The sequence below is a fragment of the Rhodococcus sp. 06-221-2 genome (genome assembly GCF_002258365.1).
Classification (GTDB): domain Bacteria; phylum Actinomycetota; class Actinomycetes; order Mycobacteriales; family Mycobacteriaceae; genus Rhodococcoides; species Rhodococcoides fascians.
The window spans coordinates 117,014-134,126 of the sequence record NZ_NOYJ01000004.1 but is presented as its reverse complement, the minus strand read 5'-3'; the positions used below and the strand labels follow the sequence as shown (position 1 = coordinate 134,126).

The window sequence follows — 17,113 nt, the reverse complement described above, 5'->3', positions numbered from 1 at the left end:
TCAGTTCTCCTGTTTCGAGGTGTCGCCGAGCAGGCGGGTGCACAGGCGGTCGAACTCTTCGCCCCACCCCGCCTGATCGGTGCGTGCAAGTCCGCCGAGTTCTACTACAGTACGTCGTGAGTCGCCGTCGGCGGTGAGTCGGACCCAGATTCTGCGACGTTTAATCACCAGTGAGACGAGCAGTCCGCCCATCATCGTCAGCGCGAACACCAGGACCCAGGTCTGAGCCGGGTCGTGCGAGACCTGCAGGTTGACGAATTCCTTTGCCCCGTCGAATCTCACGACGGTGCCGTCGCTGAGTGTGGCCGATTCCCCGGGCATGAGGTTGACGCGGTCCTGCTTGACGAGCCTGCCCTGGGCGATCATTTCCTGATCGAGCGAGAAGATGGACTGCGGGAGTCCGGTGTCGAGTCCGGTGTCGCCTTTGTAGATGTCGATGGCGACGGCCGGGTCGTTCATCGCCGGGAAGCTCGACGACAGCAGACTGCCGTGGAACGACGCCGTCGGGGCGAACAGTCCTTCGATGGCGATCTGGTTCTTACGCCGGTCCAGCGCGTCGGGGTAGAGGCCACCGGGTGGGTCGACTCGCAGTACCCCGCTGGAGAGGAATGTGGTGGCGTCCGTCGGCTGCCATTGGATGGTGTCGGTGCGGGTCTCGCCGTTCGGGAACGTCACCGTGAACGTGGGCGCGTAGCCGTGGCCCTGCAGGTAGACGCGGTCGCCCGCGACCCGCAGCGGGTGGTTGACCTGCAGTCGGTCGTCCTGCCAGACGTTGTTCGCCAGGTCTTCGCCGGCCTGGTACTGGATGTTCGAGGTGAACATTTCCGCCTGGCCGTTGTCGAGGTAGTCCGCCTGGAAGTCCTTGACGCGCAAGCACAACGGCTCGAGGTCGGTGCCGTCGACGAGGTTGCCCGCCCGGAACGAGTCGTAGTTGGCGGGCGTGGAAGTGCAGAATCCGGGGCCGTCGTCGGCGATGACGATGCGGTTTCCCTCGTAGCCGAGCAGCTTGCCCATGGCGATCGCGGCCAACAGTCCGACGAGCGAGAGGTGGAACACGAGGTTGCCGAGTTCGCGAACGTAGCCCTTCTCCGCCGAGAGCGTCACTGCCCCGCTGCTCTCGGACCGTTGCGCGACGCGCCACCCACGCAGCTGAGTACGGACCTGGGCTGCGATCTCCTCGGGTCCTCCGGCGACGTCGTACCGGGTGTGGTGCGGCAGGCGCGAGAGGTTCCGCGGCGCACGAACGGGCTTGGTGCGCAACTGTTTTGCGTGCTCGATGCACCGCGGCAGGATGCAGCCGATCAGGGAGACGAACAGTAGTGCGTAGATCGCGGTGAACCAGAAGCTGCCGAACACGTCGAACAGTTCGAGCTTGTCCATGATGGGGCCGAGGGTCGGACGGTCGGCGATGTATTGGTCGACCTTGCCCGCGTTGAGGCTGCGTTGCGGTACCAGGGCACCGGGCACGGCGGCGAAGGCCAGCAGGAACAGCAGCACCAGTGCGGTCCGCATACTGGTGAGCCCGCGCCAGGTGTTGCGCACCACGGCCACGGCCTTACCGAGTACGGATTGCTTGTGCGGCGGCGACGCTTCTGTCCGCTCCTCGGTCTCGGTGGTCATATCGGCAACACCACATCGGAGACGAAGGCGTCGCGCACCCAGCCGACGAATTGATCCCAGGCACCGGTGACCAGTGCAATTCCTACCGCTATCAACATGATTCCGCCGAACACCTGTATCTGTCGTGCGTGTGTACGTAGCCAGCCGACGCCTCGCAGTGCGCTGACCGATCCGAACGCGAGGATCACGAACGGCAATCCCAGACCGAGGCAGTACGCCACGATGAGGGTGACTCCGCGCGCAGCCGTGGCACCGTCGGTGCCCGCGGCGAGCGAGATGACGCCGGCAAGGGTGGGCCCGAGGCACGGGGTCCAGCCGAGTGCGAACACTCCCCCGAGCAAGGGCGCTCCGGCGAGGGAGCCGATCTGCTTCGGCTCGAACCGCACATCGCGCTGCAGCGCGGGAATCAGTCCGACGAACACCAGGCCCATGGCGATGGTGACGACGCCGCCGATTCGCATGAGCAGTTCGCGGTTGATCGCCAGTACCGAAATTGCGCCGAACACCGACGCGGTGGCGAGAACGAACACCACGGTGAATCCGAGGACGAACAGCCCCGCGGCTCCCGCGACGCGCAGCCGACCGCTGCGCACCTTCGTCTTGACGGCCGCTTCGTCGGCGCTGACCGCCGGTGCGTCGGCTCCGACGACCCCGGCGAGGTACGACAGATATCCCGGAACCAGCGGTACGACGCACGGTGATGCGAAGGAGACGAGCCCGGCCAGGACGCAGGCTCCGAGGGCCAGAATCAGCGGCCCGGAGGCCGCAGCTTCCTGGAAACTCGCGCCGACGCCGGCTAGGTACATCTCGCTCACGGCTGCACAGGCTCCTCGGCTGCCACGCGCTCGACGACGGGCTGCAGGTCCTCGACGAGCAGTTCACGCAGGAACACGGCGGCGACGCGGTGCTGTCGATCGAGCACGATGGTCGTCGGAATGACGGAGGTCGGAACGCCACCGAGCGCGGTCAGGGTGCGCATCGGCGGGTCGTAGATCGAGGAGTACGTGACGTTGTTGCTGACGACGAAATCCTGTGCTGCGGTCTGTGATTCGTCGCGCACGTTGATGCCGAGGAATTCGACGCCGGAGGCCTTGGTGGCCTCGTAGACCTTCTCGAGGTCGTCCGCTTCTCCGCGGCACGGTCCGCACCACTGACCCCAGACGTTGAGGACGACGACGTCACCCTCGTAGTCCGACAGCGAGGTCGTCTTGCCCTCGGTCATGAGGTCGGGCCCGGAGAGTTCGCCGAGTGCGCCGCGGTCGGACGGCGGATCGTAGAAGATCTCGGTCTTTCCGCCGGGCGAGACGAACTGGAAGGTTCCGCCCTGAGCAACCGCGTCGGTGCCGGTCGAACAGCCGGCGACGAGGGCCACAGCGGAAACCGCGAGCAGTAACCTACGCACCGGTGATCCTCGGGTCGGATGCTCCTGCTGGCTCGGAGTAGACGAGATCGACGAGCTGATCGCCCTCGTAGACCAGTGACGTCAGCGATGCGAGTCCACACTGGCGATTGCGCGGGTCGTGCCAGAGCCGGTCGCCCTGGAGGAACCGGCGCAGCGTCCAGACCGGGAGTTGGTGGCTCACGCAGACGGCCTCGTGCCCGACGGCTGCGACTCTGGCCGCGTTGACGGCCGCGAGCATGCGGTGCGCGATCTGCAGATACGGCTCGCCCCAGGACGGGGTGAACGGGTCGCGCAGCTTCCACCAGTGCCGAGGCCTACGCAGGGCTCCGTCGCCGACGGCAACGCGCAGCCCCTCGAACTCGTTACCCGCCTCGATGAGGTTCTCGTCCTCGGACACCGTCAGGCCGTGGGCTGTCGCGATCGGGGCGGCAGTCTCCTGGGCGCGTTGCAACGGCGACGCGACGACGTGGGTGATGTCGTGACCGGCGAGCGCATCTGCGACGGCCTTGGCCTGGGACTGGCCGGTGACCGACAGCTTGAAGCCGGGCAGCCGCCCGTAGAGGATGCCCTTGGGGTTGTGCACCTCGCCGTGCCGGAGGACGTGCACGATGGTGCGCGTCGTCGAGTGCGGATGTGTTGCGGGGGCCTCGGTCACGTCGGGGTCCTGTTTCTCGCTAGTCGGGTGGTGATCACTTCTGAGTGGACGTCACAGTGGTGCTACAGCGGCTGCCGCAGCCTTCGCGGCGGCCGGGGCCGCGTCGGCGATGATCTCGAAAGCTCGGTCGTCGAGCGCAGCCGAGACGAACCATGCCTCGAATGCGCTCGGCGGCGGGTACACCCCGCGAGAGAGGAACGCGTGGAAGAACGCCGGGTAGCGCCACGTCTGGGCAGCCTTGGCCTGCGCGTAGTCGGTGACGGGTCCATCGGCGAAGAACACACTCACCATAGTGCCCGCGAACTGCACGTGGTGGTGGACGCCTTCGGCGGTGAGAGCATCGCCGAGCAGTGTTCCGAGTCGCTGTGAGTTGGTCTGCAGCTTCTCGTAGACGGCGGCGTCGGCCAGTTGCAGGCTCGTCAGGCCGGCTGCGACGGCGACGGGGTTTCCGCTGAGGGTGCCCGCCTGGTATACCGGCCCGGCCGGTGCGAGGTAGGCCATGACGTCCGCGCGGCCACCGAATGCTGCGGCCGGTAGCCCGCCGGACATGACCTTGCCGAAGGTGTAGAGGTCGCCGGCGACACCGTCGATGCCGTACCAGCCTGCGGCGCTGACACGGAATCCGGTCATCACCTCGTCCATGATCAGCAATGCGCCGCGCTCGGTCGCGAGTCGGCGTAGTCCCTCGTTGAAGCCGGTGACCGGCGGGATCGCGCCCATGTTGCCCGCGGCGGCCTCGGTGATGATGCACGCGATCTCGCCGGGATTAGCGTCGAACGCGGCGGTGACGGCGTCGAGGTCGTTGTAGGGAACGACGATGGTGTCCGATGCCTGAGCGCCGGTCACTCCGGGTGACGTCGGCAGTCCGAAGGTGGCCAGTCCCGAGCCCGCGTCGGCCAGCAGGGCGTCGACGTGGCCGTGGTAGCAGCCGGAGAATTTGAGGATCTTGGTGCGACCGGTGAAGCCGCGCGCCAGACGCACCGCGCTCATCGTGGCCTCTGTGCCCGAATTCACAAGGCGAACCTGGTCGACGGGGCCGACGCGGCGCACGATTTCCTCGGCAAGTTCGATTTCGCGCTCGGTGGGTGCGCCGAACGACAGTCCGGTTGCGGCCGCCTTCTGGACTGCCTCGACGATGGCCGGATGCGCGTGTCCGTGGATCATCGGACCCCAGGACGAGATGAGGTCGACGTAGGACTTCCCGTCCGCGTCGGTCATCGTGTATCCGCTGGCCTGCGTGATGAAGCGTGGAGTGCCGCCGACCGATGCGAACGCACGCACCGGAGAGTTGACGCCACCTGGAATCACTGTGCTCGCGCGGGCGAAGAGTTGGGCCGATACGGGGGCGTCGTTGCCGTCAGGAACAGTCACGACTTCCAGTGTCCCAGGTTCTGCGAAATCACCAACTACAGGGCGTAATAATCACCGAAACAGGGAGTCGGCCTGGTTTCGGCGATTGAAGACCCCCACCCCGGGTATTTACTTTCGATGACAAACACCGATGGCGTCAGCAAGGTCGCCGAATTGATGTCCGAAGCCGGACTGTGCATGTTCACCACCGTGGGCCGAGACGGCCACCTCATCTCGCGTCCGATGGCACTGCAGGAAGCCGAGTTCGACGGGGACCTGTGGTTCTTCGCAGCGCAGGACTCCAGAAAGGTACGCGACATCGCCGCCGACCCGACGGTCAACGTCTCGTTCCAATCCGGTCAGGGTTGGGTGTCGCTGTCCGGTACTGCTGCGGTCGTCGAGAACAAGGCCAAGGCGGAGGAGCTGTGGAATTCTCGGGCGGCCGCGTGGTTCGAGAAGAACCCCGATTCACGTGAGGTCGCTCTGATCCACGTGGCCGCCGAAGGTGCCGAGTACTGGTCCACCCCGGGCTCGAAGGTGTCGACCCTGCTGGCCTACGCCAAAGCGAAGGTCACCCACGAGCGTCCGAACCTGGGCGAGAACGACGTGGTCGAACTCGAACTGCCCAATACCTCGACGAGCTAGTTCCGCTCGTGCCGGGCTGCCGTCGGGGGCAAGTCCGGATTACCGGTCACGCCATGCGGTCCTGCCTCGGACCGGTCGGTACTCGCGTTCCGATCGACAGTCGCATTCCGATCGGCACTCGCGTTCCGATCGACATTCGCGTTGTGCTGCGCACCGAAGTCCCGATCCGCGCCCGCGTCGCGGCCGACGTTGTGGTCACCGGTCACCTTGCGGTCGCCCTTCACATCCGGATCGATGTGGTTCGCGCGCTCGAACTGTGAGTTCACTTCGTCGCGTGATGCCGCCGCGACTCCCTGGTGAGACTGGGCCTGCTGAGCAAGTTTCTCTGCCTCGGCAGCTTTGACGTCCGCCTCCGCCTGGGCGCGGCGTGCCTTGGCCTCGCTCTCGCGGGCCTGCAGTTCACGCTCCTCGACGACGGTCGCCTGATCGGCCGCCTTCTCGCGAAGGTGGTTCGCTTCCAGCCTCTTTCGCTCTTTGCCCTTGCGTGCCACAACCAGGGCGACGGCAACGACCAAAACTACGACTACTACTGCAACGATGATCCACACTGCGGTGCTCATGATGGAACTCCCGATCTGTTCCGACTGCCGAAGTGGCAGACGTTCCGAGCCGGTTACCCGAGTAATGAGCCGGCAAACTCGCCGAACATCGTCCAGGCGAGCGCACCGAAGTCTTTCTCGTCCAGCGCGGCGGCCCCGTTCGGCACGCACGCCAGCAGCTCGACGCCCGTCACGGGCGGCAGCTCCTCCACGTTGACCCGCGCCGCCAGATCGGGTTCGGTCGGCCACGATCCGATCACCAGGCCCGCACATGTCACACCCGCTGCGCGCACCGCGGCGACGGTCAGCGCGCTGTGGTTGAGCGTCCCCAGCTCCGCCCCTGCCACGATCAGGACCGATGCGCCGACGGCACCGGCGACATCGAGTGCGGTGAACCCGCCGACACCCAGGCGCACCGCTACCCCGCCCGCACCCTCGACCACGACGAGATCGTGGGCCTCGTCGAGCACTCGCACCGCGTCGACGACGTGGTCGAGTTCGAGCATCGACCGACCCGAACGGCGTGCTGCGACGTCGGGCGCGAGTGGCTCGGGGTACCGCGCCAGCTCGATTCCGCGGACTCCCGAAAGACGTTCCACCACATCCATATCCGACTCGTCCAGGCCGTCGTCACCGACTCCGGTCTGCGCCGGTTTGCACACCGCCACCGTCCGTCCATGTGCCCGGGTTGCGGCCGCGAGCGCCGCGGTCACCACGGTCTTGCCGACGCCGGTCGACGTTCCGGTGACGAGAAGAACCGTCATCCCGACACCGCCGCACGCAACACCGTCGAGAGAACGGACGTGGCACGGTCGATATCGGTGTCGCTGAGGTCGGCGCGCGCGGTCAAGCGCAGCCGAGATGCGTTCGCGGGAACCGACGGCGGCCGAAAGCACCCGACGCGCACGCCCAGGTCAAGACACTCCCCGGCCGCGCGGACGGCACGCACGGCGTCGCCGAGTACTACCGGAACCACCGCCGACGCCGTCGGCGAAACACCGGCGGCCGCCGCCAATTGCCCTGCCCGCCGACCGATCGCAGCGACCCGATCGGGTTCGCTGCGCAGCACCGCCAGCGCTGCCGATGCCGCGCCGACCGCGGCCGGGGCGAGCGCGGTATCGAAGACGAAGCTGCGCGCACTGTGCAGTACCTGGTGCCGTACCGACGCCGGCCCGAGCACCACCCCGCCCTGCGATCCGAGCGCCTTGGACAGTGTCGCGGTGATCACCAGGTCCGGCAGTCCCGCCACACCGGCGTCGTGCACGGCACCGCGCCCACCGTCACCTCGGACGCCCAGCCCGTGGGCTTCGTCGACGATCAGCACCGCGTTCCATCTCCGGCACGCCGCGTACAGCTCGTGCAGCGGCGCGAGGTCGCCGTCGGCGCTGAAGATCGAGTCGGTCACCACGAGCGCGCGAGATTCCGTTCGTTCGCGGAGCAACTGCTCGACGTGCTCGACGTCGCGATGCCGCGCCACGGCCACCCGCGCCCGAGACAGACGGCAGGCATCGATCAACGACGCGTGCGACGCAGCGTCCGAGATCACGACGGAGTCGCGGTCGGCGAGCGCGGTGACGACTCCGAGATTGGCGGTGTAGCCGGACGAGAAGACCAGTCCGGTCTCGGCACCGACGAAGTCGGCAAGGTGCTGCTCGAGCTGTTCGTGGGCGGTGGTCGTGCCGGTGACCAGTCGAGATCCGGTGGACCCGGCACCCCACCGACGCGTGGCCGCGCAGGCCGCGTCGACGACGTGCGGATGTCGAGACAGGCCGAGGTAATCGTTCGACGCCAGGTCGAGTGTCGAATCCTCGGGACTGCGAGCGAGGACGACGCGCTCGAGCCCGGCCGCGCGACGGTCGTATGCGGCGGCGTCGAGCCAATCGAGTGCACTCATGTCCACGACCATACTTGAACAGTGTTCAAGTATGGTCGCGCGCCACCGCCACCATGGCGTCGGCGATGGCTGTCACATCGGCCTCGGTACAGACATACGGCGGCATCGCATAGACCAACCTGCCGAACGGCCGCAGCCAGACACCTGCGTCCACGGCGACGGCCGTCGCACGTGCCATGTCGACCGCGCCGGTCAGTTCGATCACCCCGATTCCGCCGAGCACGCGCACGTCGGCGACGCCCGGGATCGACCGGGCCGGCTCGAGCCGTTCGGTCAGCACGTCTGCGACGGCGGCGACCTCGGCGCGCCAGTCGCGCGAGAGCAGCAGCTCCACCGACGCCACCGCGATCGCGCAGGCCAGTGGATTGCCCATGAACGTGGGCCCGTGCATCAGACCGCCCGCCTCACTGCTCGACACCGTCTCCGCCACCTCGGTGGTGCACAGCGTCGCCGCCAGCGTCATGTAGCCGCCGGTCAACGCCTTGCCTACACACATGATGTCGGGTGCGATGCCCGCGTGATCGGCGGCGAACAGCTCACCGGTGCGGCCGAACCCGGTGGCGATCTCGTCGAAGATCAACAGCACGCCGTACTCGTCCGCGAGTCGGCGCAGTGCGACCAGCAGACGTGCGTCGTGGAAGCGCATTCCGCCGGCACCCTGCACGATCGGCTCGACGATGATCGCGGCCACGTCGTTCGCATGCGCCGCGAGCTGCTGCTCGAACTCGGCGACGTAGGCGGCGATACCCGCCGCATCGGACGCGGCAGGTGGCGCGGGCGCGAACACCTGCTGCGCCAGCACTCCGGTCCACAACCTGTGCATCCCGCCGTCCGGATCGCAGACACTCATCGGCGCGAACGTGTCCCCGTGATAGCCGCCCCGCCACGTCAGCAGCTTCGTACGCCCGCTCTCACCCCGCCCACGCCAGTACTGCAATGCAATCTTCACCGCGACTTCGACGGACACGGACCCGGAATCTGCGAGGAACACCTTGTCCAGCCCGGCCGGCGTGATCGAGACCAGCAGCTCCGCCAATCGCGCCGCCGGCGCATGAGTGAGGCCTCCGAACATCACGTGACTCATGCGGTCGAGCTGGTCTCGCGCTGCCGCGTCCAGCACCGGATGCCGGTAGCCGTGCACCGCCGCCCACCACGAACTCATCCCGTCGACGAGTTGGCGGCCGTCGGCCAACGTCAGTCGAACCCCGGACGCGCTGTCGACGACCAACGGTGTCGTCGTCGACGGAAACCCGCTGTAGGGATGCCAGAGATGCTCGGAATCTATTCGACGGACGTCGTCTGAAGTCAGCACGCCAGAGCACACTGCCACAGCACCCGACCGGCCGTACCGAGACTGGGCGGGTGGCGAAATGTCCGAATCCTTTAGCATTGCGACATGACGACGCGCACCGTGACGAGACTGGCAGGGGTGGTCGTGGCCGTAACTCTGACGCTGTCCGCCTGCGGGGGACCGTCCGAAACGCCGACGCCCACGACCACCACGGCACCGGCGTTCGCGATCGACACCTCGACGCCGCTGGGCTCGGTCAACGACCGAATTCTGCAGTGGATCAACGCCGACGCCGCCCCGGATCCGGCGGCGGTGGACGCCGTGACCGGCGCGGAGCTGGCGGCAGCACTCGAGCCGATGGGCGGGCTCGTCACCCCTCTCGAGCAGTTGCGCGCCGGGGCGCCGAACGTGGCGACGGGTTTCGAGGCCGGCCCGGACAGCGCCGTTCTTCGCTTCACCACCGCCGGCATTCCGGCCACGATCACCACTTCCCTCGGTGCCGACGGCACGCTCGACGGCATTCTGGCCAGTCCGGAAACTCCGAAGATCTCGTCCTTCGACGAGCTCGATGCCGCCCTGTCGAAGGTGGCTCCGAATTACTCCTACAGCGCGTCTCGTCTGAACGGCGGTGAGTGCGAGTCGGTGTACTCGGTCAATGCCGACGCGATGCTCCCGCTGGGATCGGTGTTCAAGCTGTACGTTCTCGGGGCGCTGACCGACGAGATCGAGGCGGGCAGCGTGCGATGGGACGAGCAGCTGACCATCCGCGACGAGAACAAGAGTGCGCCATCGGGTGAGCTGCAGAACCGCCGCGACGGCACGACGGTGTCGGTACGCGAGGCCGCGGAGAAGATGATCTCGCTGTCCGACAACACCGCCACGGACCTGCTGATGGAACGCCTCGGTCGGGGCCGCGTCGAGGCTCAGCTCGCCACGATGGGTCATCACGATCCCGCGGCGATGACGCCGATGATGGACACCCGACAGTTCTTCGTCATCGGGTTCGGGAATCCGAATCTTCGTTCCGAATGGGCGGACGCGGACGCCGACGCTCGCGAGCAGCTCCTGAAGCAAGCCGATTCCCGGCCGCTGGACATCGACTTCGAGAATTTTCTCGACAACCCGGCATCGGCCGACGGCGTGGAGTGGTTCGCGAACGCGCAGGACGTGTGTGCGGCCATGGGGTACCTGGCAACCGGCCCGTCGGCGGAGGAGAACCGTCGGATCCTGGCCATCACCCCGGGTGTGCAGCTCGATCCCGCTCGATGGCCGTACTCCGGCTTCAAAGGCGGAAACGCTCCCGGCGACCTCGCCGCGGCGTTTTTGACAACCGACGCCTCGGGCCAGGACTGGATCGTCACCGAGCAGTTCCGGGCGGACGGTGCCATCGACCTGATCCCGTCCAGCTACGCGTTCCTGGTTGCGCAGGAAGCTTTCGCTTTGTTGAAGTGAGTGGGATTTGTAACACCGGTGTTACCGCTGGATTACACTCGTGCCCGTGGAGGCACAACACGAACCGGCTCAGCAGGCGTGGCCGACGGGCTTCAAAGAGTTCCTGGTCTGCGAGTTCACCGACTTCAGTCCCCTGGTGACCAGGGCCATGGAGGACAACTGCGCGTCGCTGTTCCACGACGGTCCCTACGGCAGATCCGGCTTCTGGCGGACCTTCCGGGCCGTGTTCCGAGAATTCGTCTGGCCGGTCTGAAGTTCCGGGCCTCACGGGCCGCGGCAAAAGGTTACCGTCGAGTATGGCAACCACAACGGATCACCTTCGGAACACTCTGGACGGCCGCTGGCGTGATGTGAAGAACGAGGCGCGCAAGCAACTCGCGCGCGACGAGTTCCGCCCGCATTACACACCGAACACCGTCATCGCCCGCACCAAGGCGCTCGAGCAGCTCAAGCTTCTCGCCGCGGCCGGGGCTGCCGACAACGGATTCAAGAAGGAACACGGCGGTACCGGAGACGTCGGTGCCGCGGTGACGATGATCGAAATGCTCGCGATGAGCGACCTGTCGTTGATGGTCAAGGCCGGGGTCCAGTGGGGACTGTTCGGCGGTGCCATCGAGAACCTGGGTACCGAGCGTCACCACGAGGCGTACGTACCGAAGATCATCAACCTCGAGTTGCTGGGCTGCTTCGCCATGACGGAGACCGGACACGGCAGTGACGTGCAGTCTCTCGAGACGACGGCGACGTACGACCCGAAGACCGACGAGTTCGTGATCAACTCACCCACTCCGTCCTCCCGCAAGGACTACATCGGTGGTGCCGCCGAGACTGCGACCGTCGCTGCCGTCTTCGCGCAGCTGATCACCGCAGGGCCGGGCGAGGAGCCCGAGGGCCACGGCGTGCACTGCTTCTTCGTGCCGCTGCGGGACGAGAACGGCGACGACCTCCCCGGCGTGACGACCTCGGATTGTCAGTACAAGGGCGGACTCCCCGGCGTGGACAACGGCCGACTGATGTTCGACCATGTCCGCATTCCGCGGGACAACCTGCTCAACAAGTACGCCGACGTCTCTGCCGACGGCACGTACACCTCCCCCATCGAGAATCCGTCCAGGCGGTTCTTCACGATGCTCGGCACGTTGATCCGCGGGCGCGTCACAGTCGGCGGCAGCGCTGCGGCCGCAGCTCGTGTCGCCCTCGACATCGCGACGCGATATGCGTTGCAGCGCAGGCAGTTCGCTGCTCCCGGTTCCGATCAGGAAGTGCTGATCATGGACTACCTGGTGCATCAGCGTCGACTCTTCCCGCTCATCGCCAAGTCGTACGCTCTGCAGTTCGCGCAGAACGAGCTGGTGTCGAAGATGCACGAGCTGCAGACTGCGGACAACCCGGATGCCGAGGAGCAGCGCGAGCTCGAGTCGCGTGCCGCCGGCCTGAAAGCCGCCAACACCTGGCACGCCACTGCCGCGATCCAGGAAGCACGCGAGGCATGTGGCGGCGCGGGCTACCTGGCCGAGAACCGGCTGATCTCACTCAAGGCCGACACCGATGTGTTCACCACCTTCGAGGGCGACAACCACGTGCTCACGCAGTTGGTGGCCAAGGAACTGCTCACCGCGTACGCCGACGACGTGAAGTCGATGAGCCCGGTCGAGTGGGTCAAGTTCGCAGCCGACATGGTCGGCGATCGCGTCGTCAAACGCACTGCGGCGCAGGCGATCATGCAGACCATTCTCGATCGGCGTCAGGACAACGAAGAGGAGGGGTCGCTGTTCAATCGCGGCACCCAGGTCAAGATGTTCGAGGATCGTGAGGAGTATCTGCTGTCCACGGTGGCGCGCCGTCTGCAGTCGAAGTCGAAGGAGAGCAGTTCGTTCGACGCGTTCAACGCGGTACAGGACCACGTTCTGCACGCTGCGAGCGCCCACATCGACCGCATCATCTTCGAGGCCTTCATCGCCGGTATCGAGTCGTGTGAGGACGAGACCACCAAGGACCTGCTCGAGGAGGTCTGCGATCTCTACGCCCTGTCGGTGATCGAGGACGACAAGGCCTGGTTCATCGAGCATCGCTACCTGTCCACCGAGCGCTCCAAGGCAGTGACTCGTGCAATCAACGAGCGGTGCCGCACCCTGCGTCCGCATGCGGAGTTGCTGGTCGACGGCTTCGGCGTGCCCGAGGCTCTCGTCGGTGCCGCGATGCTCGGCGAGCCCGGAGCGGGTACCGAGGAAGAACCGGCCGGAAACCCCAGCCACGCGCACTGACGCGTAGTCGGGGGTCAGCCGGGAGAGATCGCGAAGACCCGGCAGGGACCACCGGTCGCGCCCGCGTGCTTCGGTGCGCCGACGACGACCGTGGCCCCTGCCGGGGGCACGGCATCCAGATTCGCCAGTGCCTCCACTCCGTATCGGCCCGCGCCGAGTACCGCTGTGTGCGCTGGATAGTCGCGGTCGCTCATCCGATCGAGACTGAGCGTGTCTACCCCGATTCCGACGACGTTGCGCTCGCGCACCAGCATCCGTGCCGCGTAACCGCCGAACCCGGGTGCGGCACGTTCGGCGAGCCGGTCCTGCCATCGACTGTGCATGACCACCAGTGCGCGATCGGGTATCCGTCCGTGCTCGCGCTCCCACCGGGCGATGTCCTCGGTCGTCACGACCGATTCCGGATCCGACGCGGCCCGCGCGGAGATGTCCAGCACGACCAGCGGGGCGATCAGGTCTTCCAGCGGCAGGATGTCGGCCGTCGCACCGCCGCGCACTCGATGCGCGGGGGCATCGATGTGCGTGCCCGTGTGCTCGTAGTACGAGAGCTTGTTGACGAGGAAGCCGCCCAACTCGTAGGCGGCGACCGGGTGCACCGAGAACGGTTCGTTACCCGGCCACACCGGAAACGTCGGACTCAACGTGGGCGTCAGATCGATCAGTCGACCTGCGGGGATCGCCGCTGCGGCCGCCGGTGCGGCGCGTGCAGCACCGCCGGCCGCGACCGTCAGAGCAGCTGCCCCCAACGACCCGAACAGCGCCCTACGTCCGATCCTGCGGTGAACAGACTCGACGACTTCGGGGCCGCACATCAGTCGGCAGCAGGGGTGACGAGCAGAATCTTGTCGTCGGATCCGTTGTCCGTGGTGAGCAGGAAGGCTCCGTCGCTTCCGAAGCTGGTGAGCGAGCGCAGCCGACCGTAGGTACCCACCAGGGCGTCGGCTTCGTCGACGTAGTCCGTGCCGTCCTCGGACAGCTTGAGGAACACGAGCTTCTCGCCCTGCTGACTCGACACCACTGCGGAACCGTTCCAGGAGCCCCATCCCGCGCCGTTGGCGAACGTCAGGCCGGGCGTCGCGATCGTGGGACTACCCGAACTCCACACCGCCGCGCGGGCCCCGGGCACCCGGGTGGGATCGGTCATCGGCACCGACTCGTCGTAGACGAACGGCAGCCGATCCGGCCGGTAGCCGTAGTTGCCGCCGGGGACCAGTAGGTTGAGTTCGTCGTCCCTGGTGGTTCCCTGCTCCACCTCGTAGATGTCTTGAGTGCCGGGCCGTATCGCGAGCCCCTGTACGTTCCGATGACCGAGCGTGAAGACACGTCCGGGTGCATCGGCCGCCGCCGAGCCATCGGCGTTGATGTGCAACACCTTGCCGCCCAACGAGTTTCGATCCTGCGGCACCGACGGCGACGCGGTGTCGCCGGTTCCGATGTACAGGGTGCCGTCGGGGTGGGCCAAGATGCGGCAACCGCCGTGGCGACCACCGTCGGCGACGGGGATGTCGTCGACGAGTGTGCCGGTGCGCGTCAACTCGGTCCATGCGGAGTCGACGGTCCACGACACCACGGCGATGTGATTGTCGGTGCCCCCGCCCGCACTACCGGTGCCCGCACTGCCGGCACCTGTTCCCTGACCCTGCACGCCCTGGCAGGTGTAAATGGTTCTGGATGTGGCGAAGTCCGTCGCCAGTGCGATGCCCATCAGGCCTGTCTCACCCGACGCGTAGAGATCGCCGAGATCCGCTTCGAGTTCGCGAGTGGCACCGCCGACGTCACGAATGACGAATCGTCCCGCTCGCTCGCCGGTCAGCACCGTCCCGTCGGGGGCAACCACGGCATCCCACGGTTTCGCGAGCCCGTCGAGCACGGTGGTGACCGTCAGGTCGGGCAGTGGATCGGCCTGTGCCGTCGCGCCCGTCGAGCATGCCAGCGTCAGGAAGACGCTGGCGGCGAGTACACCGGAACTGGACACCAGCTTGTTCATCCACACTCCTGACGACGATCGGCCACCAGCCCGATATGACCGGTATCACACGATCATAAACACACCGAGGAGATGGCCGACGCAGTCAGGACGCGATTCGGTAGCCGGCTTCTTCGATCGCGGCGTCGACGGCAGCAGCGTCGAGTTCCGCGTCACTGCTGATCACGACGGCTCCGGTGTCGACGTCCACATCGACGTCCGTGACGCCCGGAACCTCGGACACTTCTTCCTTCACCGACGCTGCGCAATGCGCGCACGTCATACCCTCGACGGAGTAGGTCGTCTGCATTGTGTTACCTCCTGTGCCTGGTCAGGAACGAACGAGACGCGCAATGGCCTCGGACGCCTCTTTGACTTTCGCGTCTGCTTCGGGTCCGCCCTGCCGCGCGGCGTCGACGACGCACCCGGCGAGGTGGGCGTCGAGCAGCTTCAGCGAGACGGACTGCAACGCCTTCGTCACCGCAGATACCTGGGTGAGGACGTCGATGCAGTACCGGTCGTCGGCGACCATGCGTGAAATGCCGGCCACCTGCCCCTCGATGCGACGCAGTCTTTTCAGCAGGTCGTCCTGTTCGGCGCTGTAGCTGCTCATGCCGTCGATCATACCCCTACCCGGTATGGGGAGGGTCGACCGTCAGCAGTCGACGGACGCCATCGATGGCAACCAGTCCCCCGACGATCACTGCGAGGGCGGCGACCGCAATCCACGACCCCGAGTAATAGATGCCCGTGTACGCCGGAGAGACGTCGGGAACGGCGGCGAATTCGGTGGTGCGAACGCCTGCCTTCCAGCACACCACCGCGCAGATCACCGCGAATACTGCGAGGACCAGTTCCACCCAGCCGACGGACTTCCTCACACGTACTCCTGCTTCGCCGTCTCGAGTGCGGCGCGTAGACCGTCGTCGTCCTTCGCCCACGCTTGCACCAGTCCGCCGCCGACCAGTCGCAGCCCGATGCCGTGCCGTTTGCGCGGCACCCCCGAGAGCTCCCCGAGAACGCGTGCGGTTTCCCACTTCTTCGGCTCGTATTCGCCGTCCTCGTACTCGGCAGGAGGGAAGATCTCCGTGATCTCGGCGACGTCGACGGTTTCGGTCCCCTGGCGCAGCTGCCGAGTGGTCAGCTCGACGCTGACATGCATCCGGGCTGCGCGGAGCTGTACGTAGGTCAGTCCGACGAGAATCAGCGAGAACAGCGCCAGGGCGAACCAGTGGATCACCGGTCCCGACGCCAGCTCGACCGCGAGCACCACCAGACAGAACGCGGGGCCCCACAGCAGAGCGCGCCAACGGCCACCGGGCTCGTGGAACAGAACGGGGTCGGTGCCGCCGAGATCATTGCTCACGAACGAACCACTCTCGCGCCGACGGGCGATACACCAGCACCGATGCAACGACCAGTGCGATCGTGATGATCAGCAACACGAACGGGAAGACGAGCGCGGCGAAGGTCAAGAGCAGCGCGGTGGCCCCGGACAGCGCCACCAACGCCCGTCGGAACCGTCGGTCGCCACCTCGGACGGGGCCCGACATCAGCCCCACTGCCAGGCCGACCACGCCGAAGATGACACCGAGACCTCGGAACACGGTCAGAAAAGAGTCGATCTGTTCGTCGCTCGCGCCGCCGTCGGTGAACGACGCGCGGATCTGATCGACGGGCAACGTGAGCGCGATCATGCAGACGACGATCAGCATCACTGCCGACGCCAACCACAACCAGTACGCGGTGGAGACCACCCGGGGACGAACCATCGATTCGTCAATGTCAGCACTCACGCTCGACATACTGCCACCGCGCGGCGGCGCAGAGTTCAGCCGGCAGATATTCCCAGCGCCATGATGGCGATGGCCGCCGACACGGCGAGCAGCAGACCGAGCAATGCCCACCCGGGCCTGCCGTTCTCGGCGGGACACGCGTTGCTCTCGGCCGCCGCGATCGACTCCGGGAGGGCACGACTGGGCGGCACCGGAATGTTCTCTGCCATGTTCGATCCGATCACTCGATACGTTTATCG

21 protein-coding genes are annotated in these 17,113 nt (G+C 66.5%); 4 read left to right on the top strand and 17 right to left on the bottom strand.

Annotated features, from left to right (window positions below; translation table 11 throughout):
- Genes resB through hemL form a run of 5 tightly spaced genes read right to left on the bottom strand, consistent with a single transcriptional unit; the run spans nucleotide 1 to nucleotide 5,048 of the window.
- The gene (gene resB / locus CH281_RS01725) at nucleotides 1-1,620 is read right to left on the bottom strand and encodes a cytochrome c biogenesis protein ResB (protein WP_094692683.1); all 1,620 of its coding nucleotides are present in this window, start codon (nucleotides 1,618-1,620) and stop codon (nucleotides 1-3) included.
- Complete coding sequence (locus CH281_RS01720; RefSeq protein WP_032365436.1) at nucleotides 1,617-2,426, bottom strand: cytochrome c biogenesis CcdA family protein; 810 nt, start codon at nucleotides 2,424-2,426, stop codon at nucleotides 1,617-1,619. The genes resB and CH281_RS01720 overlap by 4 nt, the downstream gene beginning before the upstream one ends.
- A 5-nt stretch (nucleotides 2,427-2,431) precedes the next feature.
- The gene (locus CH281_RS01715; protein WP_045840652.1) at nucleotides 2,432-3,022 is read right to left on the bottom strand and encodes a TlpA disulfide reductase family protein; all 591 of its coding nucleotides are present in this window, start codon (nucleotides 3,020-3,022) and stop codon (nucleotides 2,432-2,434) included.
- Nucleotides 3,015-3,677 carry a histidine phosphatase family protein gene (locus CH281_RS01710; RefSeq protein ID WP_094692681.1) on the bottom strand — a complete coding sequence of 221 codons (663 nt, stop codon included), beginning with the start codon at nucleotides 3,675-3,677 and terminating at the stop codon, nucleotides 3,015-3,017. Before CH281_RS01710 ends, CH281_RS01715 begins: the two co-directional genes overlap by 8 nt.
- 51 nt (nucleotides 3,678-3,728) lie before the next feature.
- A complete protein-coding gene (gene hemL, locus CH281_RS01705; RefSeq protein ID WP_032365224.1) occupies nucleotides 3,729-5,048 on the bottom strand; it encodes a glutamate-1-semialdehyde 2,1-aminomutase in 1,320 nt (439 codons plus the stop codon).
- Between the two features lie 117 nt (nucleotides 5,049-5,165).
- On the opposite strand from hemL, the gene CH281_RS01700 reads away from it, so the two are divergent.
- On the top strand, nucleotides 5,166-5,672 hold the full coding sequence (locus tag CH281_RS01700; protein WP_094692679.1) for a pyridoxamine 5'-phosphate oxidase family protein: 507 nt from the start codon (nucleotides 5,166-5,168) through the stop codon (nucleotides 5,670-5,672).
- Here the strand turns inward: CH281_RS01700 and CH281_RS01695 are convergent.
- From CH281_RS01695 to CH281_RS01680, 4 genes are read right to left on the bottom strand one after another with little or no spacing between them, the layout of a single operon-like run.
- Nucleotides 5,669-6,232, bottom strand: a complete 564-nt coding sequence (locus CH281_RS01695) for a hypothetical protein (RefSeq protein ID WP_094692677.1) — start codon at nucleotides 6,230-6,232, stop codon at nucleotides 5,669-5,671. The two genes, CH281_RS01700 and CH281_RS01695, sit on opposite strands and share 4 nt — an antisense overlap.
- A 53-nt stretch (nucleotides 6,233-6,285) precedes the next feature.
- Nucleotides 6,286-6,975 (bottom strand): dethiobiotin synthase, encoded by a 690-nt coding sequence (gene bioD, locus CH281_RS01690; RefSeq protein WP_032390605.1) that lies wholly within the window; start codon nucleotides 6,973-6,975, stop codon nucleotides 6,286-6,288.
- The gene (locus CH281_RS01685) at nucleotides 6,972-8,105 is read right to left on the bottom strand and encodes an 8-amino-7-oxononanoate synthase (RefSeq protein WP_094692884.1); all 1,134 of its coding nucleotides are present in this window, start codon (nucleotides 8,103-8,105) and stop codon (nucleotides 6,972-6,974) included. The genes bioD and CH281_RS01685 overlap by 4 nt, the downstream gene beginning before the upstream one ends.
- Nucleotides 8,106-8,130: 25 nt before the next feature.
- Entirely contained in the window at nucleotides 8,131-9,414 is a 1,284-nt protein-coding gene (locus CH281_RS01680) for an adenosylmethionine--8-amino-7-oxononanoate transaminase (protein ID WP_373453874.1), read from the bottom strand.
- Nucleotides 9,415-9,501: 87 nt separating this feature from the next.
- On the opposite strand from CH281_RS01680, the gene CH281_RS01675 reads away from it, so the two are divergent.
- From CH281_RS01675 to CH281_RS01665, 3 genes are read left to right on the top strand one after another with little or no spacing between them, the layout of a single operon-like run.
- On the top strand, nucleotides 9,502-10,848 hold the full coding sequence (locus CH281_RS01675) for a serine hydrolase (protein ID WP_094692675.1): 1,347 nt from the start codon (nucleotides 9,502-9,504) through the stop codon (nucleotides 10,846-10,848).
- Between the two features lie 46 nt (nucleotides 10,849-10,894).
- A complete protein-coding gene (locus CH281_RS01670; protein ID WP_027498338.1) occupies nucleotides 10,895-11,101 on the top strand; it encodes a hypothetical protein in 207 nt (68 codons plus the stop codon).
- Between the two features lie 43 nt (nucleotides 11,102-11,144).
- A complete protein-coding gene (locus CH281_RS01665) occupies nucleotides 11,145-13,112 on the top strand; it encodes an acyl-CoA dehydrogenase family protein (RefSeq protein ID WP_032365221.1) in 1,968 nt (655 codons plus the stop codon).
- A gap of 14 nt (nucleotides 13,113-13,126) precedes the next feature.
- On the opposite strand, the gene CH281_RS01660 is transcribed toward CH281_RS01665, so the two are convergent.
- The 8 genes from CH281_RS01660 to CH281_RS26715 form a co-directional block, all read right to left on the bottom strand.
- Nucleotides 13,127-13,924 carry a cyclase family protein gene (locus CH281_RS01660; protein ID WP_094692673.1) on the bottom strand — a complete coding sequence of 266 codons (798 nt, stop codon included), beginning with the start codon at nucleotides 13,922-13,924 and terminating at the stop codon, nucleotides 13,127-13,129.
- Nucleotides 13,924-15,099, bottom strand: a complete 1,176-nt coding sequence (locus CH281_RS01655; RefSeq protein WP_094692671.1) for a PQQ-dependent sugar dehydrogenase — start codon at nucleotides 15,097-15,099, stop codon at nucleotides 13,924-13,926. The genes CH281_RS01660 and CH281_RS01655 overlap by 1 nt, the downstream gene beginning before the upstream one ends.
- A gap of 85 nt (nucleotides 15,100-15,184) precedes the next feature.
- Complete coding sequence (locus CH281_RS01650; RefSeq protein WP_094692668.1) at nucleotides 15,185-15,388, bottom strand: heavy-metal-associated domain-containing protein; 204 nt, start codon at nucleotides 15,386-15,388, stop codon at nucleotides 15,185-15,187.
- 21 nt (nucleotides 15,389-15,409) lie between these two features.
- Entirely contained in the window at nucleotides 15,410-15,691 is a 282-nt protein-coding gene (locus CH281_RS01645) for a metal-sensitive transcriptional regulator (protein ID WP_027498342.1), read from the bottom strand.
- 16 nt (nucleotides 15,692-15,707) lie between these two features.
- Nucleotides 15,708-15,959, bottom strand: a complete 252-nt coding sequence (locus CH281_RS01640; RefSeq protein ID WP_256983314.1) for a hypothetical protein — start codon at nucleotides 15,957-15,959, stop codon at nucleotides 15,708-15,710.
- Nucleotides 15,956-16,444, bottom strand: a complete 489-nt coding sequence (locus CH281_RS01635; protein WP_027498343.1) for a hypothetical protein — start codon at nucleotides 16,442-16,444, stop codon at nucleotides 15,956-15,958. The genes CH281_RS01640 and CH281_RS01635 overlap by 4 nt, the downstream gene beginning before the upstream one ends.
- A complete protein-coding gene (locus CH281_RS01630; RefSeq protein WP_027498344.1) occupies nucleotides 16,434-16,874 on the bottom strand; it encodes a hypothetical protein in 441 nt (146 codons plus the stop codon). The genes CH281_RS01635 and CH281_RS01630 overlap by 11 nt, the downstream gene beginning before the upstream one ends.
- A 35-nt stretch (nucleotides 16,875-16,909) precedes the next feature.
- Nucleotides 16,910-17,083, bottom strand: a complete 174-nt coding sequence (locus CH281_RS26715; RefSeq protein ID WP_155288423.1) for a hypothetical protein — start codon at nucleotides 17,081-17,083, stop codon at nucleotides 16,910-16,912.
- Nucleotides 17,084-17,113: the final 30 nt, after the last annotated feature.

Coding starts and splice junctions, on each gene's coding strand:
- resB (WP_094692683.1), bottom strand. CDS start 1,620: ATGACCACCGAGACCGAGGAGCGGACAGAAGCGTCGCCGCCGCACAAG.
- CH281_RS01655 (WP_094692671.1), bottom strand. CDS start 15,099: ATGAACAAGCTGGTGTCCAGTTCCGGTGTACTCGCCGCCAGCGTCTTC.
- CH281_RS01700 (WP_094692679.1), top strand. CDS start 5,166: ATGACAAACACCGATGGCGTCAGCAAGGTCGCCGAATTGATGTCCGAA.
- bioD (WP_032390605.1), bottom strand. CDS start 6,975: ATGACGGTTCTTCTCGTCACCGGAACGTCGACCGGCGTCGGCAAGACC.
- CH281_RS01660 (WP_094692673.1), bottom strand. CDS start 13,924: ATGTGCGGCCCCGAAGTCGTCGAGTCTGTTCACCGCAGGATCGGACGT.
- CH281_RS01665 (WP_032365221.1), top strand. CDS start 11,145: ATGGCAACCACAACGGATCACCTTCGGAACACTCTGGACGGCCGCTGG.
- CH281_RS01675 (WP_094692675.1), top strand. CDS start 9,502: ATGACGACGCGCACCGTGACGAGACTGGCAGGGGTGGTCGTGGCCGTA.
- CH281_RS01695 (WP_094692677.1), bottom strand. CDS start 6,232: ATGAGCACCGCAGTGTGGATCATCGTTGCAGTAGTAGTCGTAGTTTTG.
- CH281_RS01650 (WP_094692668.1), bottom strand. CDS start 15,388: ATGCAGACGACCTACTCCGTCGAGGGTATGACGTGCGCGCATTGCGCA.
- CH281_RS26715 (WP_155288423.1), bottom strand. CDS start 17,083: ATGGCAGAGAACATTCCGGTGCCGCCCAGTCGTGCCCTCCCGGAGTCG.
- CH281_RS01685 (WP_094692884.1), bottom strand. CDS start 8,105: ATGAGTGCACTCGATTGGCTCGACGCCGCCGCATACGACCGTCGCGCG.
- CH281_RS01720 (WP_032365436.1), bottom strand. CDS start 2,426: ATGTACCTAGCCGGCGTCGGCGCGAGTTTCCAGGAAGCTGCGGCCTCC.
- CH281_RS01645 (WP_027498342.1), bottom strand. CDS start 15,691: ATGAGCAGCTACAGCGCCGAACAGGACGACCTGCTGAAAAGACTGCGT.